Below are 17,893 nucleotides of genomic sequence, written 5' to 3'. Positions count from 1 at the left end.
TTCACCCTTCGGCTTGCCTATAGATAACGGTGGTGCTGCCCACGACGATCCGCGAGCCGTCGCGGAGCGTAGCGCGGGTGGTGTGCTGTCCGTCCACCACGATGCCGTTCGTGGACCCGAGGTCCTGGACGGTCGAGGGCGAACCGGTACGGATCTCGCAGTGCCGGCGGGAGACGCCGGGGTCGTCGATGCGCACGTCGGCGTCGGTGGAGCGGCCGAGGACCAGGGTCGCGCCGGAGATCTGGTGGCGGGCGCCGTTGATCTCGATCCAGTGCCGGGTGCGGGAGCCGGGCGCGGGGGCGCCGGCGAGGCCGCCGCCCTGGCCGGCCTGCCCCGCGGCCGGCGGGTAGCCGTAGCCGGGGCGGGCGCCGGGGGCGCCGGACGGGCCGGGAGGAGGGGACGCGGGCATCGGGGGGGCGCCGTACGGGCTCGGGGCGCCGGGACGGCCGCCGGGGGCCTGCGGGGCGCCGGGGCCCTGCTGGTCCGTCGAGCCCGAGAGGGTGCGGCTGCGGACCCGGTACAGGCCGGTGTCCAGGTCGTCCGCCTTCTCCAGGTTGACCTTGATCGGCCCCATGAAGGTGTAGCGCTGCTGTTTCGCGTAGTCCCGCACCATCCCGGCCAGTTCGTCGCCGAGCTGTCCGGAGTAGGGGCTGAGGCGCTCGTGGTCCGGCGTGCTCAGTTCGACGATGAAGTCGTTGGGGACGACGGTGCGGTCGCGGTTCCAGATCTGGGCGTTGTTGTCGCATTCGCGCTGGAGCGCGCCGGCGATCTCCACGGGCTGGACCTCGGACTTGAAGACCTTGGCGAAGGTGCCGTTGACCAGCCCTTCCAGGCGTTGTTCGAACTTCTTCAGGACTCCCATGGGGCACCTCCTCCGTCGTGACGGCTTCGTCGTTGTCGCTGCGGGCCGTGCTGTTCGAACGTCTCGTGCTGTTGCTCGTACTGCTTACTGATCGTATCCACGCGGCGGTGAAACAGCCGGTTCCCCTTTCGCGCCGTGCCTGCCGAGGATCGTAGAGGCGCTCAAGGACCAGTGTCCCGCACCTGACTGTGGACCTCGTCCGGCTTCCTGGGAGATGGGGGAACACCGGTACGAGGTTGATACGTGTCACTCACCGGGGCGGGACGGTGGGTACCGGGCCGCGACAAGTGAGGTGAGGGGGCCGGTTGCACCGTGGTAATGTTTTCCACGTCGGAAGGGGCCAGCCCACACAGGGTCTGAAGCCGGAAGACACACCCAATGCGCGGGTGGCGGAATAGGCAGACGCGCTGGATTCAGGTTCCAGTGCCCGAAAGGGCGTGGGGGTTCAACTCCCCCCTCGCGCACAGCGAGAACCCCCCAGATCATCGATCTGGGGGGTTTCTTCATGCCCTGGTGCGCGGTGTGATGTTCGCCCCGGTGTGAGGTGTCTCTCACCGGGGTCGACCAGGCCGGATCAGGGGGGTGGGGGTGGGGATCAGGGGGTCTGGGTGGCCTGGTCGTTCTGGACGCCGTTCACCGCGTCCGTGTCGATCCACTCGTTGCCGCCCAGGGGGTAGTCCCAGATGTGGCGGCCGTCGTCGGCGCTCGTGCGGAACGGGGTGCCGGAGTCGTCGACGCGGAGGGTGCCGCTGCGGCTGCCGCTGGACCAGTTCAGGGTGAGGTCCCAGCGGACGTCGTGCGCCTTCGTGGTCGCGGTGACGTAGAAGACCTCGGGGTCGGACTCGCTGACCTTGTACGGGAACTTCCGCTGACCGCCCTTGACCGCCACCGCCGGGCTGCCCTGGTCCAGGTCGACCGTGAACGACTTGGTCTCCACGCCGCCGCCGCAGCCCGAGCCCATGCCGTAGACGTTCCAGGCGAGGGGGGCGTTCTTGGAGAGGATGCGGACGTTCAGGGACTCCAGGACGACGGTCTGCGCGCCGGTGCCCTGGATCGTCAGCGCGATCATCTGCTGGTTCGCGGAGACCGCGCCGTACGCCGCCGCCCAGCGGGGGGCGTCCGGTTCCGTCGCGGGCGGGCCGACCTGTTCCGGCTCGCTGTTCACCAGGAACTCCTGGCTGCACGGGGTGTCGTAGACGAAGGGGCGGACGCCGACGGTCAGGGGGACGGCCGTGGGGGCGGGGGCCGCCGCCGGGCGGGAGGGGGTGGCCGAGGGGGTCGGGGAGGGGCTCTGCCCGCTCGGGGTGGGGGAGGGGGTGCCGGTGCCGGTGGTCGAGGGGGGTGTGGGGGTCGGGGCGCCCGCGCCGGCCGTCCTGCCGTCCCGCGTGCTGTCCGGGTCGTTCGCGACGAGGGCCGCGGCGCCGAGGGCGATGGCGACCACGGCGGCGGCGGTGGCCAGGAGGAGGGTTCGGCGGCGGCGGTTGGGGGGTGAGGGCGGGGGTGGGGTGTCGGGGGTGAGGGGGACGAGGGGGGTGGCGGGGGTGTCGGTCGGTGCGGGGGTCTCCGGGGCCGGGTCAGGGGTGGCCCAGCTCGGGGTGGGGGCGGTGGCGGTGCCAGCGGTGCCGGTACTACGGGTACGGGGTGGCTCGCCGGCGTCGTCCGTGTCGGGTGAGGCCGGTGTCGTACCCGTAGTACTTGTGCGGGTCTGGTCGGCTCGGCGGCGGCGGGCCGTGTCCGCCAGAATCCAGTGGCGGTGGAGGGCGACGAGTTCCTCGGGGGTGGCCTTGCAGGCTCGGGCGAGGCGTTCGACGGGGGCGTACTCCGTGGGTACGGCGGTGCCGTTGCAGTAGCGGTGGAGGGTCGAGGTGCTCATGTGGAGGCGCTTGGCGAGGGTGCCGTAGCTGAGTCCCGAGCGGTCCTTCAGATCGCGGAGCCGCGCCGCGAACTCCTCCATGTCGTCGGCCCCCACCGTCGCTGACACCCGTCGCTCCCTCTTCCCGATCTCTTCCCGTGTCCCGTTCGCGCGTTCCAGGGGAACCGCGTTTCAGCAGGTGAGAGTGTGTTTCGCCGTTCCAGCGTTCCCAACTGCCCGCTGGGCGTGGCGGTTGGGACGGATCACCCCACAAGCTCGGGTCATCCAAGCACCACACCGGCCCGAACCACCAAGGGGTAGCTCAGTCATGTCCAGCATCCGTACCTCCCGTACCCGTCGTGTCCGTCTCGTGAGCGCCGCGGCGGGCGTCGTGATCGCCGCGTTGTCGATGACCGCCTGCAAGGACGGGACGGGGCTCGATGTCACCGGGGCGCCGGTGCCGGCGTCGTCCCCGGCGGGCCCCGCGGGGACGCCCTCGGCGGTTCCCTCGCCGGCTTCCGCGTCGACCGGGGGGTCCACCGGAGGGTCCACCGGGGGGTCGGCCTCGGGTGGCGGGTCCTCCTCGACCGGGGGGTCCTCGGCGGGCAAGGCGCCGGCGCAGGCGGGGACTTCGGGGGCCACGGGGTCTACGGGGTCCACGGGTACCTCAGGGTCTACGGGTACGTCGGGGTCGGGGTCGTCCGGGTCGTCCTCCGGGAAGGCCGCCTCGCCCGTCACCTGTGAGGGGTCCAACACCAAGACCGTCGCGGCGCCCGTCAACCGGCCGGTCAACCACATGCTGCTCACGGTCACCAACACCGGCAGCAAGCCGTGCTTCCTGTACTACTACCCGGCGGTCGCCTTCACCGGCGCGCAGGCCGCGCCGCCGGTCATCGAGGACTCGCAGCCGCAGGCGGTCGTGACGCTCGAACCGGGGCAGTCCGGGTACGCGGGGGTGGCTCTGTCGGCGACCGACGGGAGCGCGTCCGGCGGACGGACCGTCAAGTCCCTGTCGGTGTACTTCTTCGGCCGGGACATGGACAACGGGAGCGTCGGTTCCGGGGCCAAGCCGAAGCTGCCCGCCGGGGGTGTGTACATCGACGACTCCCTCAAGGTGACGTACTGGCAGCAGGAGATGGAGGACGCGCTCATGTGGTGAACGGGGATCGGGGTGCGGGGGGTGGGCGGCGTGACGGAGTTGTCCACAAGTCGGGAGTTATCCACAGGGAGTGACGGTTTTCGGCGGAGGGCTGTACGGTCGGGGCGAGTTGATGATCGTGCGGGTGCACGGGGGAGGCGGTCGGTCGTGAGCGGGGTTCGGATTCCTCGGGTGGCGGGGTTCGCGGAGTGGGGCGGTGGCTCCGAGGGGTCGCCGAAGGAGGCCGGGAAGGAGCTGCGGCGCGCGGTGCCCCGCGCGGCGCACGCCGGGTTCGAGGTGGACGGCGGGCGGCCCGAGGTGGCGGCCGTGGTCGAGGAGTCCAACCGCGGGCGGATCGCCGAGCTGACGCCGATAAGGGTCGGGCGGATGGCCGCCTCCCCGTTCGCCTTCCTGCGCGGCTCCGCCGGACTCATGGCGTACGACCTGGCGCGCACCCCCGCGACGAGAATCCCGGCCCAGATCTGCGGCGACGCGCACGCCGCGAACTTCGGTCTGTACGGCGACGCGCGGGGCCGTCTGGTCATCGACCTGAACGACTTCGACGAGACGGTCCTCGGCCCCTGGGAGTGGGACCTCAAGCGTCTCGCCGCGTCCCTCGTCCTCGCCGGCCGCGAGGCCGGGGCCGGGGAGGGCACGTGCCGTGAGGCGGCGCACGGCGCGGTCGGCGCCTACCGGCGCACGATGCGGCTGCTGGCCAAGCTGCCCGTCCTGGACGCGTGGAACGCCATCGCGGACGAGGAGCTGGTCTCCCACAGCGACGCCCGCGATCTGCTGGGCACGCTGGAGCGGGTCTCCGAGAAGGCCCGCGCCAACACGAGCGGGCGGTTCGCGGCGAAGTCGACGGAGCCGGCGGAGGACGGGGGTCGCCGGTTCGTGGACGCGCTGCCGGTGTTGCGGCGGGTCGGTGACGCGGAGGCGGCGGCCGTCGTCGCGGGCCTGGAGCCGTACGTCGCGACCCTCTCCGAGGACCGCCTCCCCCTCCTCGCCCGGCACTCCGTCCACGACGTCGCGTTCCGCATCGTCGGCACGGGCAGCGTGGGGACCCGGTCCTACGTCGTCCTCCTCCTCGACCACCGGGGCGAGCCGCTCATCCTCCAGGTGAAGGAGGCCCGCCCCTCGGCCCTCGTCCCCCACCTCGTCACCGCCGGTTTCCCGGTCGATCCCGTCGAGCACGAGGGGCGGCGCGTCGTCCTCGGCCAGAAGCGGATGCAGGTCGTCAGCGACATCCTGCTCGGCTGGACGACCGTTGAGGACCGCCCCTACCAGGTCCGCCAGTTCCGCAACCGCAAGGGCAGCGTCGACCCGGCGGCCCTCGCGGTCGACCAGCTCGACGACTACGCCCGCATGACCGGCGCCCTCCTGGCCCGCGCCCACTCCCACAGCGCCGACCCCCGCCTCATCGCCGGCTACTGCGGCAAGGGAGAGGAACTGGACGAGGCGGTGGCGGCGTTCGCGGTGAGCTACGCGGACCGCACGGAGGCGGACCACGGGGCGCTGGTGGAGGCGGTTCGGGCGGGGAAGGTGGAGGCGGAGACGGGGGTGTGAGGGGGGCGGTGCAGTTGTGGGGAGGCAGCGGAGCTGCTTTTCAGGGGCGCGGGGAACGGCGCGAACAACCACGTACGACCCGCACCCGAAGTACAACCCAACCCGGCCCTCCCAGCGGAGCGATTACGCTGGGCGGGTGACGACCCCCGAAGCTGAGGCTGAGCCCGCGCGGCCCGAGGAGCGGCTTGAGCAGGCCGTCCGAGCCGCCGAGCAGGCACTGATCGAGTTCGAGATCGCGGTGGAGACCTTCCGGGTGGAGGTCGACAACTTCTCCCGCCTCCACCACCAGAAACTCGGCCCGATGTACACCCGCCTCGACGAACTGGACGCCCAGATCGCCGAGGCGAGAGCCGCCCGCACCGGTGACCCCGAGGACCTGCGCCGAGCCGAGGAGGCCAGGGCCCGCGTCATGCCCATGCCCGGCGTCGAGGAGCTGTTCCACGGCTGGATGGACGGCGACGGCCTCTTCCCGGAGGCCGTCGCGATGCTCACGGAACAGCCGGTCCGCCCTCCGGAGCGGGTCCGCCCCAGCGACGAGGCCCGCAAGCTGTACCGCGACCTCGCCCGCAAGGCCCACCCCGACCTCGCCCAGGAGGATTCGGAACGGCTGCGCAGGGAGGAGTTCATCACCCGCGTGAACGCCGCGTACGCCCGTGGCGACGAGGCGCTGCTGCGGGAGCTCTCCGAGGAGTGGGCCGCCGGTCCCGTCCCCCCGGAGCGCGAACCCGCCCCCGGTGACGTCCTGTACGCCCGTCTCGAATGGCTCGCCCAGCGCAAGGAGATGCTCGCGGCGCTCGCCCGGGAGCTGGAGGAGAGCGCGATCGGCTCCATGCTGAAGCTGGCCCCGGACGACCCCGACCGCCTCCTGGAGGAGATCGCCGAACAGCTCCTGACGGACGTGGCGAACCGCGAGCGCGAGTTGGCGGAGCTGCTCGGCTCCTCGTCGGCGTGACCTTTTCCGGTTCCCGCAGTGTGGGATCGGTGGTCGTCGGTCCGGCGCGGGTGGGGGTCGGGTAGCGTCGGGGCATGAGTTTCGGAGCTGGTGTGCCCACGGTCGAGGTCGCTGACCTCAAGGACGGCGACTTCCTGCTGGACGTCCGCGAGGACGACGAGTGGCAGGCGGGTCACGCCGCCGGGGCGCTGCACATCCCCATGAGCGACTTCATGGCCCGCTACGGCGACCTCACCGAGGCCGCCCCCCAGGACGCCCCCGTCAACGTCATCTGCCGCTCCGGCGGCCGTTCCGCCCAGGTCACCGCCTACCTCGTCCAACAGGGCATCGACGCGGTCAACGTCATCGGCGGCATGCAGGTCTGGGAAGCAGCGGGCCGCCCGGTCATCAGGCCGTCGGGAGACCCGGGCACGGTGGTCTGAGGCGGGGGGTACAGGGCGGGCCGCGTCGTCGCCGGATCGGCAGCGTCTTTTCGGGGGCCGCGGGGCGGGGCGCATCGACCGAGGCCGCCAGGCTCTTCGTCTTTCAGGGGCGCGGGGCTGTGTTTGATGTGCGGCTTCGCCGCGTGGGCGCGACCGGCCGTGAACGACCCGCAGCGAATCCCCGGCCGTCACCCACGTCTTTCAGGGGCGCGGGGAACTGCGCGATCAGCCACGACGGTCCCGCACCCGGCGTACGACGCTTCCCGGCACCCCGAACGGCGTCACCCAAGCGCATGTGCCGCCAGCAGTTCCCCCAACGCCTCCTCATGCGCCCCCGCGGCCCCGAGCGACAGCTCGACCTGTTTCGCCCAGGCGTGATACCGGTGCAACGAGTAGTCCGCGTCGGCCCCGAACCCCCCGTGCAGATGCTGAGCCGTCTGCACAACCCTCCGCACCCCCTCCGCCGCCCACACCTTCGCCACGGCCACATCCCCGGCGACCGGCAGCGCCCCCCGCGTCCCGGAGGCGATCCGCCACGCGGCCTGCCACAGCGTCGCCTCCATCGCCCGCAGATCGACGTACCGGTCGGCGGCCTGCACGGCGACCGCCTGGAACGTCGCGACGGGATACCCGAACTGCTCCCGCTTCGCGGTGTAGTCGGCGGTCATCCGCAGCACCCGCTCCCCCAGCCCCAACGCCACCGCACAGGTCCCCGTCGCCAGCACCCCCCGCAGCCACTCCCACGCCCCCTCCCCCTCCACGACGTACGCCCCCGCGACCCGCACCGACTCCAGCCGCACCTCCCCCAACCGCTCCCCGGCGGTCGACACCTGCTCCGCCAGAGCGACGTCCCCGCGCGGCACGACCGCCAGCACCGCCCGCCCGTCCGAGGTGTGCGCCGGTACGACGACGAAGTCCACGTCGTACGCCCACGGCACCGCCGTCTGCACCCCGTCGAGCACCCACCCCGTCCCCTCCGGCCGGGCGCTCACCGCGAGTTCGGCCCCGTCATGCCCGGTACGGCCGTTCGCGGCGACCGTCAGGACCGTCTCCCCCCGGCCGGCCCGCGCGAGCACCGCCCCCTTCAACTCGGCCGAGCCGTACGCCTGGACGGCGGCGGAGGCGGCGACGCTCTCCAGCAGCGGCACCCGCGCCAGCACCCGCGCGGACTCCCGCAGCACCAGGCACAGCGCGATCACGTCGAGCCCGGCGCCGCCGTACTCCTCGGTGAGCAGCAGGCTCAACAGGTCCGCGTCGGCCAGCTTCGCCCACAGCTCGCGGTCGAACCCCTCGGCCACCGGCCGCCCCTGGGTCTTCGCCGGTGACGGCACCCCGTCCGGCGCGACCCCCGCGAACACGCCCCGGGCCGCCTCCGCCGCCGCCTGCTGTTCCTCGCTGAAGGTGAAGTCCACGGCGTTGTCCTCCCGACGGGAACCGGCGTCTGACGGTCCGTCAAGATAGAACAGGTTCTAGAAGAAGGGAACGGCTCAGCGGCTCAGCGGTCGAAGTCCACCTCCACCCCCTCCGTCACCGGATGCGACTGGCACGCCAGGACGTATCCCGCCTCCGTCTCCTCCGGCTCCAGCGCGAAGTTGCGGTCCATCCGCACCTCGCCGGAGACGAGGAAGGCGCGGCAGGTGCCGCAGACGCCGCCCTTGCAGGCGTACGGCGCGTCGGAGCGGACCCGCAGGACCGTCTCCAGCACGGACTCGCCGTCCTGCACGGGCCAGGTGCCGCTACGGCCGTCCAGGCGGGCCGTGAGCGTGCTGTGCGCGGGGCCGGCGGGCCGGGGCGAGGCGGGGGCGTCGGTCACGTGGAAGATCTCCTGGTGGACCCGGTCGCGCGGCACCCCCAGCGTGCGCAGCGCCTGCTCCGCGCCCGTCACCAGCCCGTACGGCCCGCACAGGAACCAGCCCGCGACGGCCCCCACCGGGAGCAGCGCCGGGAGCAGCGCGGTCAGCCGTTCGCGGTCCAGCCGGCCGGAGGGCAGGCCCGCCTGCTGCTCCTCCCGCGACAGCGCCGTCACCAGCTGGAACCGGTCCGGGTAGCGGTCCTTGAGGTCGGCGACTTCCTCCAGGAACATCGTCGACGCCGCCGTGCGGTCGCCGCGGACCAGGCAGAACCGGGCCGTGCGCTCCCGCGCGAGGAGGGTCGCGGCGATCGACAGCACCGGGGTGATGCCGCTGCCCCCGACGACCGCCGCGTACAGCCCCGGCGCCGGTTCCAGCGTGAAACGGCCGGCCGGGGTCATCACCTCCACCTCGTCCCCGGCGGCCAGTTCCTTCAGTGCGTACGTCGAGAACGCGCCGCCCTCCACCAGCCGCACCCCCACCCGCAGCGTCCGCGGACCCGCTCCGCCCGGGTCCGGCGCCGGGGAGCAGATCGAGTACGTCCGCCGGACCTCTTCCCCGGCCACCCGGCGCCGCAGCGCCAGATGCTGGCCCGCCGTGTGCCGGTACGCCTCCCGCAGCTCCTCGGGCACCGTGAACGTCAGCGCCACCGAGTCGTCCGTCAGCCGCTCCACCTCGGCCACCCGGAGCGCGTGGAAACGGGCCATCACAACTCCTTGAAGTGGTCGAACGGTTCGAGACAGGCCCGGCAGCGGCGCAGCGCCTTGCAGGCGGTCGACGAGAACCGGCTGAGCAGTTCCGTGTCGGGGGAGCCGCAGAGGGGGCAGGGGACGGGCGCGCCGGTGATGTCCGGGGTGCCGAGGCGGGGGCGAGCGTCCGGCGCACCGGCGGACGGCTCCCGCACGGCCTGGTACGCCGGCCCGGCCGACGGCACTCCCGGCCCGGCGTTCCCCGGCTCGCGTATCGGCCCCAGCGTCACCGGTACCGGCCCCGCCGCCCCCCTCACCCTCGGTGGGGCGATGCCGAACTCCCGTAGTTTCCGGCGGCCCTCCTCCGTGATGTCGTCCGTGGACCACGCGGGGGTCAGGACGCGGCGGACCGTCACCTCGCCGACTCCCTGGGCGCGCAGGGCCTGTTCGATGTCGGCGGTCATCGCCTCGATCGCGGGGCAGCCGGTGTACGTGGGGGTGAGGTCGACCTCGACCGCGCCCGCGTCCTGGACGTGCACCGCGCGGACGACGCCGAGTTCGCCGAGGGTGAGGACGGGCAGCTCGGGGTCGGGGACGGAGCCCGCGACCGCGAGGAGCCGCTCCTCCAGGGCCGTCACCATGTCGCCCCCGGGTGGCTGCGGTGGAGGTGCTGCATCTCGGCGAGCATCCGGCCGAACGACTCGGTGTGCAGGCCCTGGCGGCCCGCGCCGGCGGTCCAGGCGCCGGTGCGGGGGCCCTGCGGGACGGGGAGGCCGGCGCGGCCGAGGACCGTCTCGACCGAGGCCCGCCAGGCCGCCTCCAGGGGCTCCGGGTCGACGCCGAGACCGGCGACCGGCTGGAACATCTCGCCGGTGTACCGCCACAGCGCCTCGCACGCCGTGCGCATCCGCGCGTGGCTCTCCTCGGTGCCGTCGCCCAGGCGCAGCGTCCACTGCTCGGCGTGGTCGCGGTGGTACGCGGTCTCCTTGACGGCCTTAGCGGCGAGGCCGCTGAACTCGCCCGTTCCGCGCGCCAGTTCGTCGTACAGGAGGTGCTGGTACGTCGAGAAGTACAGCTGGCGGGCGATGGTGTGGGCGAAGTCGCCGTTCGGCTGTTCCACGAGCTGGAGGTTGCGGAAGGCGCGCTCCTCGCGGAGGTACGCCAGCTCGTCCTCGTCGCCGGTCATCGAGAGGAGGACGCGGGCCTGGCCGAGGAGGTCGAGGGCGATGTTGGCGAGGGCGAGCTCCTCCTCCAGGACCGGGGCGTGGCCCAGCCATTCGCCGAGGCGGTGGGAGAGGATCAGCGCGTCGTCGCCCAGGGCGAGGGCGGCCGGTGTCGGGGTGGGGGCCGGGGGCGGGGGTGTCGTGGCCGGGGGTGTCGTGCGGGGCGGGGTCACAGGTGCTTCACCCCCTCCGGGATGTCGTAGAACGTCGGGTGGCGGTAGGGCTTGTCGGCGGACGGGTCGAAGAAGGGGTCCTTCTCGTCGGGGGAGGAGGCGGTGATCGCGGCGGAGGGGACGACCCAGAGGGAGACGCCCTCGCCCCGGCGGGTGTAGAGGTCCCGGGCGTTGCGCAGGGCCAGCTCCGCGTCCGGGGCGTGGAGGCTGCCCGCGTGGGTGTGGGCGAGGCCGCGGCGGGAGCGGACGAAGACCTCCCAGAGGGGCCAGTCGGTGTTCATGCGCGCGCTCCTGTCTCGCCGGTGTGCTTCGCCGCGTAGGCCGCGGCGGCCTCCCTGACCCAGGCGCCCTCTTCGTGGGCCCGGCGGCGCTGGGTGATGCGCTGGTCGTTGCACGGGCCGTTGCCCTTCAGGACCTCCTTGAACTCCGACCAGTCGATCGGGCCGAAGTCGTGGTGGCCCCGCGCCTCGTTCCACCTCAGGTCCGGGTCGGGGAGGGTGAGGCCGAGGGACTCCGCCTGGGGGACGCAGATGTCGACGAAGCGCTGGCGCAGTTCGTCGTTCGAATGGCGCTTGATCTTCCACTCCATCGACTGCGCGGAGTGCGCCGACTCGTCGTCCGGCGGGCCGAACATCATCAGGGACGGCCACCACCAGCGGTCCACCGCGTCCTGGGCCATCGCGTGCTGGTCGGCGGTGCCGTTGCTCAGGGCGAGCAGGAGTTCGTAGCCCTGGCGCTGGTGGAACGACTCCTCCTTGCAGATCCGCACCATCGCTCGCGCGTACGGGCCGTAGGAGCAGCGGCAGAGGGGGACCTGGTTCGTGATCGCCGCGCCGTCCACCAGCCAGCCGATCGCTCCGACGTCCGCCCAGGTCAGGGTGGGGTAGTTGAAGATCGAGGAGTACTTCTGGCGGCCCGTGTGCAGTTTGTCGAGCAGTTCGTCGCGGCCCGTGCCCAGTGTTTCCGCCGCGCTGTACAGGTACAGGCCGTGTCCCGCCTCGTCCTGCACCTTCGCCATCAGGATCGCCTTGCGGCGCAGGGAGGGCGCTCGCGTGATCCAGTTGGCCTCCGGCTGCATGCCGATGATCTCCGAGTGCGCGTGCTGTGCGATCTGCCGCACCAGCGTCGCCCGGTAGGCGTCCGGCATCCAGTCGCGCGGCTCGATGCGGTCGTCCGCCGCGACGGCCTCGTCGAACACCCGCTGCCTGTCGCTCACCTCGGAGCGGTCCTGCTCCGCCACCGTCGCCATCCGATCCCCCTCACCCGTCCCGGCCGCACTTCCCGACCGATCGTTCGGTCCGTTCCGCTTCCATGGTGAGACGCCCGCCCTGACGTGTCAACCGCTCCCCGCCCCCCTGTGGATAACTCCCCGAACCGTTCTGGGGCGGGGGCTGGGGGCGTGCGGGGTGAGGGGGCGGGTTTCCGGCGCGCCCTCGGGAACGCCGGTCGATCTGGCCGTCCCGACGGGGCATGGGCGTCGTCCCGCCAGGTGGTGCGGCGGACCAAGGCGCGTCGCCGCATCGGCGTGGTTCGGGGCCGCGCATGGCGCCGACGGCGGGTCGGTCGCCGCGCGACGTGGGCGCCGTGCGCCGTCGGGTGGCCGACGCGGGGCTCACCCGAACACGTCGAGCGAGGCCGCTCGCACCGCGAGGCGGGACGCGGCCGGGGCATGGCGCGGCGGGTGCGCCGACGTCGAACGCCCCGCGAAGAGATGCGGTCGGGGCGACGGCGATGTCATGCCCGGCAGCAGTGGAGACTGCCCGGCCCGGCTTCCCGTCCATAACTCCCCGAACCCCCATCACCCGGGCCCGAAGGCTGCACACACCCCACCGCCTGAGTACCGTGCCGTGGAGCCGTCCCTTGACGGTCACCCGACACACAGACCTGAACCACCGGAAACGGGGCGGAATGAACACGCGCGACGACGCTCCGCTCGGAGCCACAGAGGGCCCGACCCCGACCGCCCCCGAACACCCCCCGAAGCCCGGCGGACCGACCGACGAGGAGCCGGAGACGACCGGCACGCCTTCGACGGAGCCCCCGACACCGCGAGCCGAGACGCCTGGCGGGGAAGGGGCCACTGCGGACGCGTCGGCCCTTGCGACGCCGAGTGGGGAGCCGGTGCGGGAGGAGACGGCGGCTGAGGCGTCGAGTGAGCGCAACGTGCCCTCGGCGGGGGCCCCGACGCGAGCCCAGGCGTCCGGCGGAGAAGGGGCGACCACGGCTGCGTCGCCGGATGCATCGGCTCTTCCGACGCCGAGCGAGGAGCCGGTGCGAGGGAAGACGGCCGCTGAGTCGTCGGCAGAGGTCGGCGTGACCTCGGGCGAGGGAGACGCGGCACGTGGCGAGGTGCCCGGCACGGCGGAGGTGGCCTCCGACCGGTCCGCCCTGGACTCGCCGTCCCCGGACTCACCCGCCCGGGAGGAGCCGCACAGCGAGGCGGCTGCGGAAACCGACGCTCCAGCCGACCCTTCGTCTTCCCCCGAGCCTCCGGCTCCGGCCGAGTCGGCCCCCTCGGGAACCCCGGCCTCCTCCAAGCCGGCCCTCGCCGAGAGCCCCGCCGACTCCGGAACCCCGGCCCTCGCCAAGCCCCCCACCCCCGACGCCCCCGCGCTCGCCGGCCTCGTACCCCCCCAAGACCCGCCCCCCGACCCCCCGTCGCCCGGCGATGGTCCCCAGGAGCCCACCCGGTACTCCGTCGGGACGCCCCTCTTCGTGGACGAGCCGCAGACGGAGGCCCGTCGGCCGGTTGCGTTGGCCGCGCTCTCGTTGCGGGCGCAGATCGCGGTGGCCGGGGTGGTGGCGGTGGTCGCGGCGGTGGCGGTGGTGCATGTGGGGATGGTGTTTTTGCATGTCGCGCCGTCGAACACGGTCAGTAAGGCGCATGCGGAGGCGATTGACGACTGGATTTATCCGGAATTCGAGCAGAACTGGAAGCTGTTCGCGCCGAATCCGTTGCAGCAGGACATCGCGGTGCAGGTGAGGGCGGAGGTGAGGTCGTCGGACGGGGGGTACCGGACGACGGGGTGGTACGACCTGTCGGCGGCGGACGGGAGGGCGATCGACGGGAACCTGCTGCCGAGCCACACGCAGCAGAACGAACTCAGGCGGGCCTGGGATTTCTTCACCGGGACTCATGACAACGACAACCGGGCGGTGGGGATGAGGGGGGCGCTGTCGGAGGAGTACCTGCGGCGGATCGTCGTGATGCGCTTGGAGCGGGCCGGGGCCGTGCAGGACGGCGGCACGCTCGCGCGCGTGCAGGTCAGGTCCCGGACGTCGAACGTGTCCCCGCCGAAGTGGAGCAACGAGAAGGTGTCGACGCAACCGACGTACCAGGTGCTCCCGTGGTGGCGGGTCTCCGCCGACGAGACGAACGGGGGCGTCAAGTGAGCCACGAGTCAGCCGGTCGGCAGCCGGCCGGTCAGCCGGTGAGCGATCGCCTCGCGAGCCACCAGCCGCCCGGCCACCACCCCTCCTCGTACGTCTCCAAGGGCCTCGCCCGCATCACCGAGTCCGCCCTCGGCCCCTACCAGAGCGCGGTCGTCCGGATCGGCTTCAGCGCGACCTGGCTGCTCTTCCTGCTGCGTGAACTCCCGCACCGCGCGGAGCTGTACGGCCCCGACGGCCCCTGGAGCTGGCAGCTGGGCCGCCGCCTGATCGACGTCAACGGCGCGTTCACCGTGCTGATGTGGTCGGACTCGCGGCTCTGGTTCGAGATCGTCTACCTGCTGGCGATTCTCTCCAGCGCCCTGCTCCTGCTCGGCTGGCGCACGCGCGCGATGTCGGTCGTCTTCATGGTCGGCGTGCTGTCGCTCCAGAACCGCAGCGTCTTCATGGGCGACGGCGGCGACAACGTCCTGCACCTGATGTCGATCTACCTGGTGTTCACCCGCTGCGCGCGCGTGTGGTCGCTCGACGCGCGCAGGGAGCGGCGTGACGAGGACGCACGCGCGCGTGGGGAACGCGTCGTCGACCGCGTCGGCCCGGCGCTCTGGTTCGCCCTGGGCGCCACGCTGGGCGTCGCGACGGGCGCCGGGTGGCTCACGGACGGCGAGTGGTTCGTCCCGGCGCTCCTGTGGGCCGTGTGGGCCGCGCAGGGGGTGTGGTGGTTCGCCCAGCGGCGTACGGGCGAGCTGCGGGCCCTGTGCGACATCACCGGGAACGTGCTGCACAACGCCGCGCTGCTGGTCGTCATGGCGGAGGCGTGCCTGATCTACGCGACGGCGGGCTGGTACAAGATCCAGGGCTCGCGCTGGCAGGACGGCACGGCCGTGTACTACCCGCTCCAGCTCGACTCGTTCTCCCCCTGGCCGGCGCTCGCGGACGTCCTCGCGGCGAGCGGCACGCTGGTGATGATCGCGACGTACGGGACGGTCATCGCGCAGGTCGCCTTCCCGTTCACCCTGTTCAACCGGCGCGTCAAGAACGTCCTGCTGGCCGTGATGATGATGGAGCACGCGGCCATCGCGGTCGTCCTGGGGCTGCCGTTCTTCTCCCTGGCGATGATCGCGACGGACGCGGTCTTCCTGCCGACGGCGTTCCTGCTGTGGCTGGGGGGACGGGCGGCACGCGCGCGTGGACGCCTGTTCGGGACGGGGACGAGGAGAGGGGGCACGCGAGCCGGCGTACAGGCCGAAGGCGACCCGGACAGTCCTCGGAAACTCCCCGTAGGCTCCCCCACATGACCACCCCGGCCGCCTGGCACAGCCTCGCCGCTACCGCCGTCCTCCTCGACGGCTTCCACGCCCTCAAACACGCCCTGCGCTTCTCCGCGGACGTCCCCCTCGCGGTGGCCGCAGACCGTGCCGCCGCGCTGGCCCTCGCGGACGACCTCGCCCCGGACGTCCGCCCGGCCCTGGAGACGCTGCTGACGGAGGTCGGCGAGGAGGCGTACCGCGCGCTGGTCCCGCGCCCCCACCCGACGGGCGTCGCCGCCCTGGCCGTACGGCCGTCCCGCGCGGCCAACCTGGACGCGCTGACGGCGACGGCGCGCACGGCCCCGGTGGTCGTCCTCGACAACCCCCGCAACCTCGGGAACGCGGGCGCGGTGATCCGGCTGGCCGCCGGTTTCGGCGCGACCGGAGTGGTCACGACCGGCACGCTCGACCCCTGGCACCCCACGGTCGTGCGCGGCGGCGCGGGCCTGCACTTCGCGACCGCCGTCGAGCACCTGGACGTCGAGGAGCTGCCCCCGGGCCCGGTGTTCGCGTTCGACGCGGAGGGCGACGACATCCGGGGCGTCAAGCTCCCGGACGACGCCGTCCTCGCGTTCGGCTCGGAGCGCAGCGGCCTTTCCGAGGCCCTGCGCGCGCGTACCGACCATCTGCTGGCGCTCCCGATGCGCCCGCAGGTCTCCAGCTACAACCTCGCCACGAGCGTGGCGATGACGCTGTACCACTGGAGCGCCGGCGCCTCCTAGCCCTCCCGGCGGACCTCCACCACCCGGAACCGGTTCGCGACGAACGCCCCGTCCGTCAGCGCCGCGTTGGCCGCCGGGTTCCCCCCGGAGCCGTGGAAGTCGGAGAACGCGGCCGTCTGGTTGACGTACACGCCTCCCGTGAGGTTTAGGGACAGCTGCGCGGCCTCCTCCAGGCACGCCTCCTCGATCGCCGCCTCGACGCTCGCGTCGGTGGTGTACGCGCCGACCGTCATCGCGCCCTTCTCCCGGATCGTGCGCTTCAGGAGGGCGACCGCGTCGACGGAGGAGTCGACGGCGACGGCGAAGGAGACCGGCCCGAAGCACTCGCTGAGGTACGCGGACTCGGCGTCCGGCTTGGTGCCGTCCAGCTTGACGATCAGGGGCGTGCGGACGACGGCGTCGGGGAACTCGGGGTTGGTGACCGCGCGGGAGGCGAGGGCGACCTCTCCGAGGCTCGCGGCGGCCTCCAGACGCGCCTTCACGTCCGGGTTGACCAGCGCGCCCAGGACGCCGTTCGCGCGGGCGTCGTCGCCCAGCAGGCCGTCCACCGCGCGCGCGAGGTCCGCGACGACGTCGTCGTAGGACTTCAGGCCCTCGTCCGTGCCGATGCCGTCCCGGGGGATCAGGAAGTTCTGCGGGGTGGTGCACATCTGGCCGCTGTAGAGGGACAGGGAGAACGCCAGGTTGGCGAGCATGCCCTTGTAGTTCGCGGTGGAGTCGACGAGGACCGTGTTGACGCCGGCCTTCTCGGTGTAGACCTGCGCCTGGCGGGCGTTGGCCTCCAGCCAGTCGCCGAAGGCGGTCGAGCCGGTGTAGTCGACGATGCGGATCTCGGGGCGGGTCGCGAGGGTCTTCGCGATGCCCTCCCCGGGGCGCTCGGCGGCCAGGGCGACGAGGTTCGGGTCGAAGCCGGACTCGGCGAGCACCTCGCGCGCGATGCGCACGGTCAGCGCGAGCGGCAGCACCGCGCGGGGGTGCGGCTTCACCAGGACCGCGTTACCGGTGGCGAGGGAGGCGAAGAGGCCCGGGAAGCCGTTCCACGTCGGGAACGTGTTGCAGCCGATGACCAGGCCGATGCCGCGCGGGACGGGCGTGAACGCCTTGTGCAGCTCCAGGGGGTCGCGCTTGCCCTGCGGCTTCGACCACTCCGCCGTGCCCGGCGTGCGGACCTGCTCCGCGTACGCGTACGCCACGGCCTCCAGGCCGCGGTCCTGCGCGTGCGGGCCGCCCGCCTGGAACGCCATCATGAACGCCTGGCCGGAGGTGTGCATCACCGCGTGTGCGAACTCGTGCGACCGGTCCGAGACGCGCTTGAGGATCTCCAGGGAGACCACCGCGCGCACCTCCGCGCCCGCGTCCCGCCACGCCTTCTGGCCGGACTTCATCGCGGGGAGCAGCACGTCCGCGTCCGCGTGCGGGTACGTGATGCCCAACGCGGGCCCGTAGGGCGAGACCTCGCCGCCCACCCAGTCGTCCGTACCGGGCTGGTCCAGGTCGAAGCGGGTGTTCAGGAGGGCGTCGTACGCCGATTTGCCCGCCGCGATGTCCAGGCTGCCGTTCTCGCCGTACGCCTTGGGGTGTTCGGGGTGGGGGGACCAGTAAGCGCGCGTGCGGATCGCTTCCAGCGCCTGGTCGAGGGTGGGGCGGTGCTTGGCGATGAGGTCGGCGGCGGTGAGTTCGGCGGCCATGCGGGACCAACTCCTGGGGTGGATGTGTCTGTGTGTCTGGGCAGGAACAGCCGGTC

The 17,893-nt window shown here is 72.7% G+C and carries 16 protein-coding genes and 1 tRNA gene; 8 read left to right on the top strand and 9 right to left on the bottom strand.

Translation table 11 applies throughout. The features are described from left to right. Position 1 precedes the first annotated feature (1 nt). A complete protein-coding gene (locus ABZX85_RS43960; protein WP_355882735.1) occupies positions 2 to 862 on the bottom strand; it encodes a DUF3662 and FHA domain-containing protein in 861 nt (286 codons plus the stop codon). 380 nt (positions 863 to 1,242) lie between these two features. On the opposite strand from ABZX85_RS43960, the gene ABZX85_RS43955 reads away from it, so the two are divergent. Further along, positions 1,243 to 1,326 (top strand) — tRNA-Leu (locus tag ABZX85_RS43955). A gap of 131 nt (positions 1,327 to 1,457) precedes the next feature. Here ABZX85_RS43955 and ABZX85_RS43950 read toward each other — a convergent pair. Further along, a complete protein-coding gene (locus ABZX85_RS43950) occupies positions 1,458 to 2,843 on the bottom strand; it encodes a helix-turn-helix domain-containing protein (RefSeq protein WP_355882732.1) in 1,386 nt (461 codons plus the stop codon). A 199-nt stretch (positions 2,844 to 3,042) separates the two neighbouring features. On the opposite strand from ABZX85_RS43950, the gene ABZX85_RS43945 reads away from it, so the two are divergent. The 4 genes from ABZX85_RS43945 to ABZX85_RS43930 all read left to right on the top strand — a co-directional run bounded on the left by ABZX85_RS43945 (position 3,043) and on the right by ABZX85_RS43930 (position 6,792). Next, positions 3,043 to 3,873: a DUF4232 domain-containing protein gene (locus ABZX85_RS43945; RefSeq protein WP_355882729.1), complete on the top strand. Its 831-nt coding sequence runs from the start codon at positions 3,043 to 3,045 to the stop codon at positions 3,871 to 3,873. Between the two features lie 147 nt (positions 3,874 to 4,020). After that, positions 4,021 to 5,418 (top strand): DUF2252 domain-containing protein, encoded by a 1,398-nt coding sequence (locus ABZX85_RS43940; protein ID WP_355882727.1) that lies wholly within the window; start codon positions 4,021 to 4,023, stop codon positions 5,416 to 5,418. A gap of 136 nt (positions 5,419 to 5,554) precedes the next feature. After that, positions 5,555 to 6,370, top strand: coding sequence for a J domain-containing protein (locus ABZX85_RS43935; protein WP_355882724.1), 816 nt, complete (start codon positions 5,555 to 5,557; stop codon positions 6,368 to 6,370). Positions 6,371 to 6,462: 92 nt separating this feature from the next. Beyond that, positions 6,463 to 6,792 (top strand): rhodanese-like domain-containing protein, encoded by a 330-nt coding sequence (locus ABZX85_RS43930; protein ID WP_355882889.1) that lies wholly within the window; start codon positions 6,463 to 6,465, stop codon positions 6,790 to 6,792. Positions 6,793 to 7,073: 281 nt separating this feature from the next. Here the strand turns inward: ABZX85_RS43930 and ABZX85_RS43925 are convergent, their stop codons facing one another. The 6 genes from ABZX85_RS43925 to paaA form a co-directional block, all read right to left on the bottom strand. Beyond that, the gene (locus tag ABZX85_RS43925; RefSeq protein WP_355882721.1) at positions 7,074 to 8,204 is read right to left on the bottom strand and encodes an acyl-CoA dehydrogenase family protein; all 1,131 of its coding nucleotides are present in this window, start codon (positions 8,202 to 8,204) and stop codon (positions 7,074 to 7,076) included. A gap of 83 nt (positions 8,205 to 8,287) precedes the next feature. Next, positions 8,288 to 9,349, bottom strand: a complete 1,062-nt coding sequence (locus ABZX85_RS43920) for a 2Fe-2S iron-sulfur cluster-binding protein (RefSeq protein ID WP_355882719.1) — start codon at positions 9,347 to 9,349, stop codon at positions 8,288 to 8,290. Next, positions 9,349 to 9,972, bottom strand: coding sequence for a 1,2-phenylacetyl-CoA epoxidase subunit PaaD (paaD, locus tag ABZX85_RS43915; RefSeq protein ID WP_355882716.1), 624 nt, complete (start codon positions 9,970 to 9,972; stop codon positions 9,349 to 9,351). Before paaD ends, ABZX85_RS43920 begins: the two co-directional genes overlap by 1 nt. Then, on the bottom strand, positions 9,966 to 10,649 hold the full coding sequence (paaC, locus tag ABZX85_RS43910) for a 1,2-phenylacetyl-CoA epoxidase subunit PaaC (RefSeq protein ID WP_355882886.1): 684 nt from the start codon (positions 10,647 to 10,649) through the stop codon (positions 9,966 to 9,968). The genes paaD and paaC overlap by 7 nt, the downstream gene beginning before the upstream one ends. Before the next feature lie 74 nt (positions 10,650 to 10,723). Next, on the bottom strand, positions 10,724 to 11,008 hold the full coding sequence (gene paaB, locus ABZX85_RS43905) for a 1,2-phenylacetyl-CoA epoxidase subunit PaaB (RefSeq protein ID WP_355882714.1): 285 nt from the start codon (positions 11,006 to 11,008) through the stop codon (positions 10,724 to 10,726). Beyond that, the gene (gene paaA / locus ABZX85_RS43900) at positions 11,005 to 11,976 is read right to left on the bottom strand and encodes a 1,2-phenylacetyl-CoA epoxidase subunit PaaA (RefSeq protein ID WP_355882711.1); all 972 of its coding nucleotides are present in this window, start codon (positions 11,974 to 11,976) and stop codon (positions 11,005 to 11,007) included. The genes paaB and paaA overlap by 4 nt, the downstream gene beginning before the upstream one ends. A 1,466-nt stretch (positions 11,977 to 13,442) precedes the next feature. Here paaA and ABZX85_RS43895 point away from each other — a divergent pair. From ABZX85_RS43895 to ABZX85_RS43885, 3 genes are read left to right on the top strand one after another with little or no spacing between them, the layout of a single operon-like run. After that, positions 13,443 to 14,120 carry a DUF5819 family protein gene (locus ABZX85_RS43895; protein ID WP_355882708.1) on the top strand — a complete coding sequence of 226 codons (678 nt, stop codon included), beginning with the start codon at positions 13,443 to 13,445 and terminating at the stop codon, positions 14,118 to 14,120. Between the two features lie 38 nt (positions 14,121 to 14,158). Then, on the top strand, positions 14,159 to 15,415 hold the full coding sequence (locus tag ABZX85_RS43890; RefSeq protein ID WP_355882705.1) for an HTTM domain-containing protein: 1,257 nt from the start codon (positions 14,159 to 14,161) through the stop codon (positions 15,413 to 15,415). Then, positions 15,412 to 16,149 carry a TrmH family RNA methyltransferase gene (locus ABZX85_RS43885; protein ID WP_355882702.1) on the top strand — a complete coding sequence of 246 codons (738 nt, stop codon included), beginning with the start codon at positions 15,412 to 15,414 and terminating at the stop codon, positions 16,147 to 16,149. The genes ABZX85_RS43890 and ABZX85_RS43885 overlap by 4 nt, the downstream gene beginning before the upstream one ends. Here the strand turns inward: ABZX85_RS43885 and paaN are convergent. Further along, the gene (gene paaN, locus ABZX85_RS43880; RefSeq protein WP_355882699.1) at positions 16,146 to 17,837 is read right to left on the bottom strand and encodes a phenylacetic acid degradation protein PaaN; all 1,692 of its coding nucleotides are present in this window, start codon (positions 17,835 to 17,837) and stop codon (positions 16,146 to 16,148) included. The genes ABZX85_RS43885 and paaN overlap by 4 nt on opposite strands. Between the last annotated feature and the right edge of the window lie 56 nt (positions 17,838 to 17,893).

Source organism: Streptomyces sp. NPDC004539, from assembly GCF_040610055.1.
Lineage (GTDB): Bacteria > Actinomycetota > Actinomycetes > Streptomycetales > Streptomycetaceae > Streptomyces.
The sequence above is the reverse complement of the archived record's forward strand: the minus strand, read 5'-3'. Positions and strand labels throughout refer to the sequence as shown.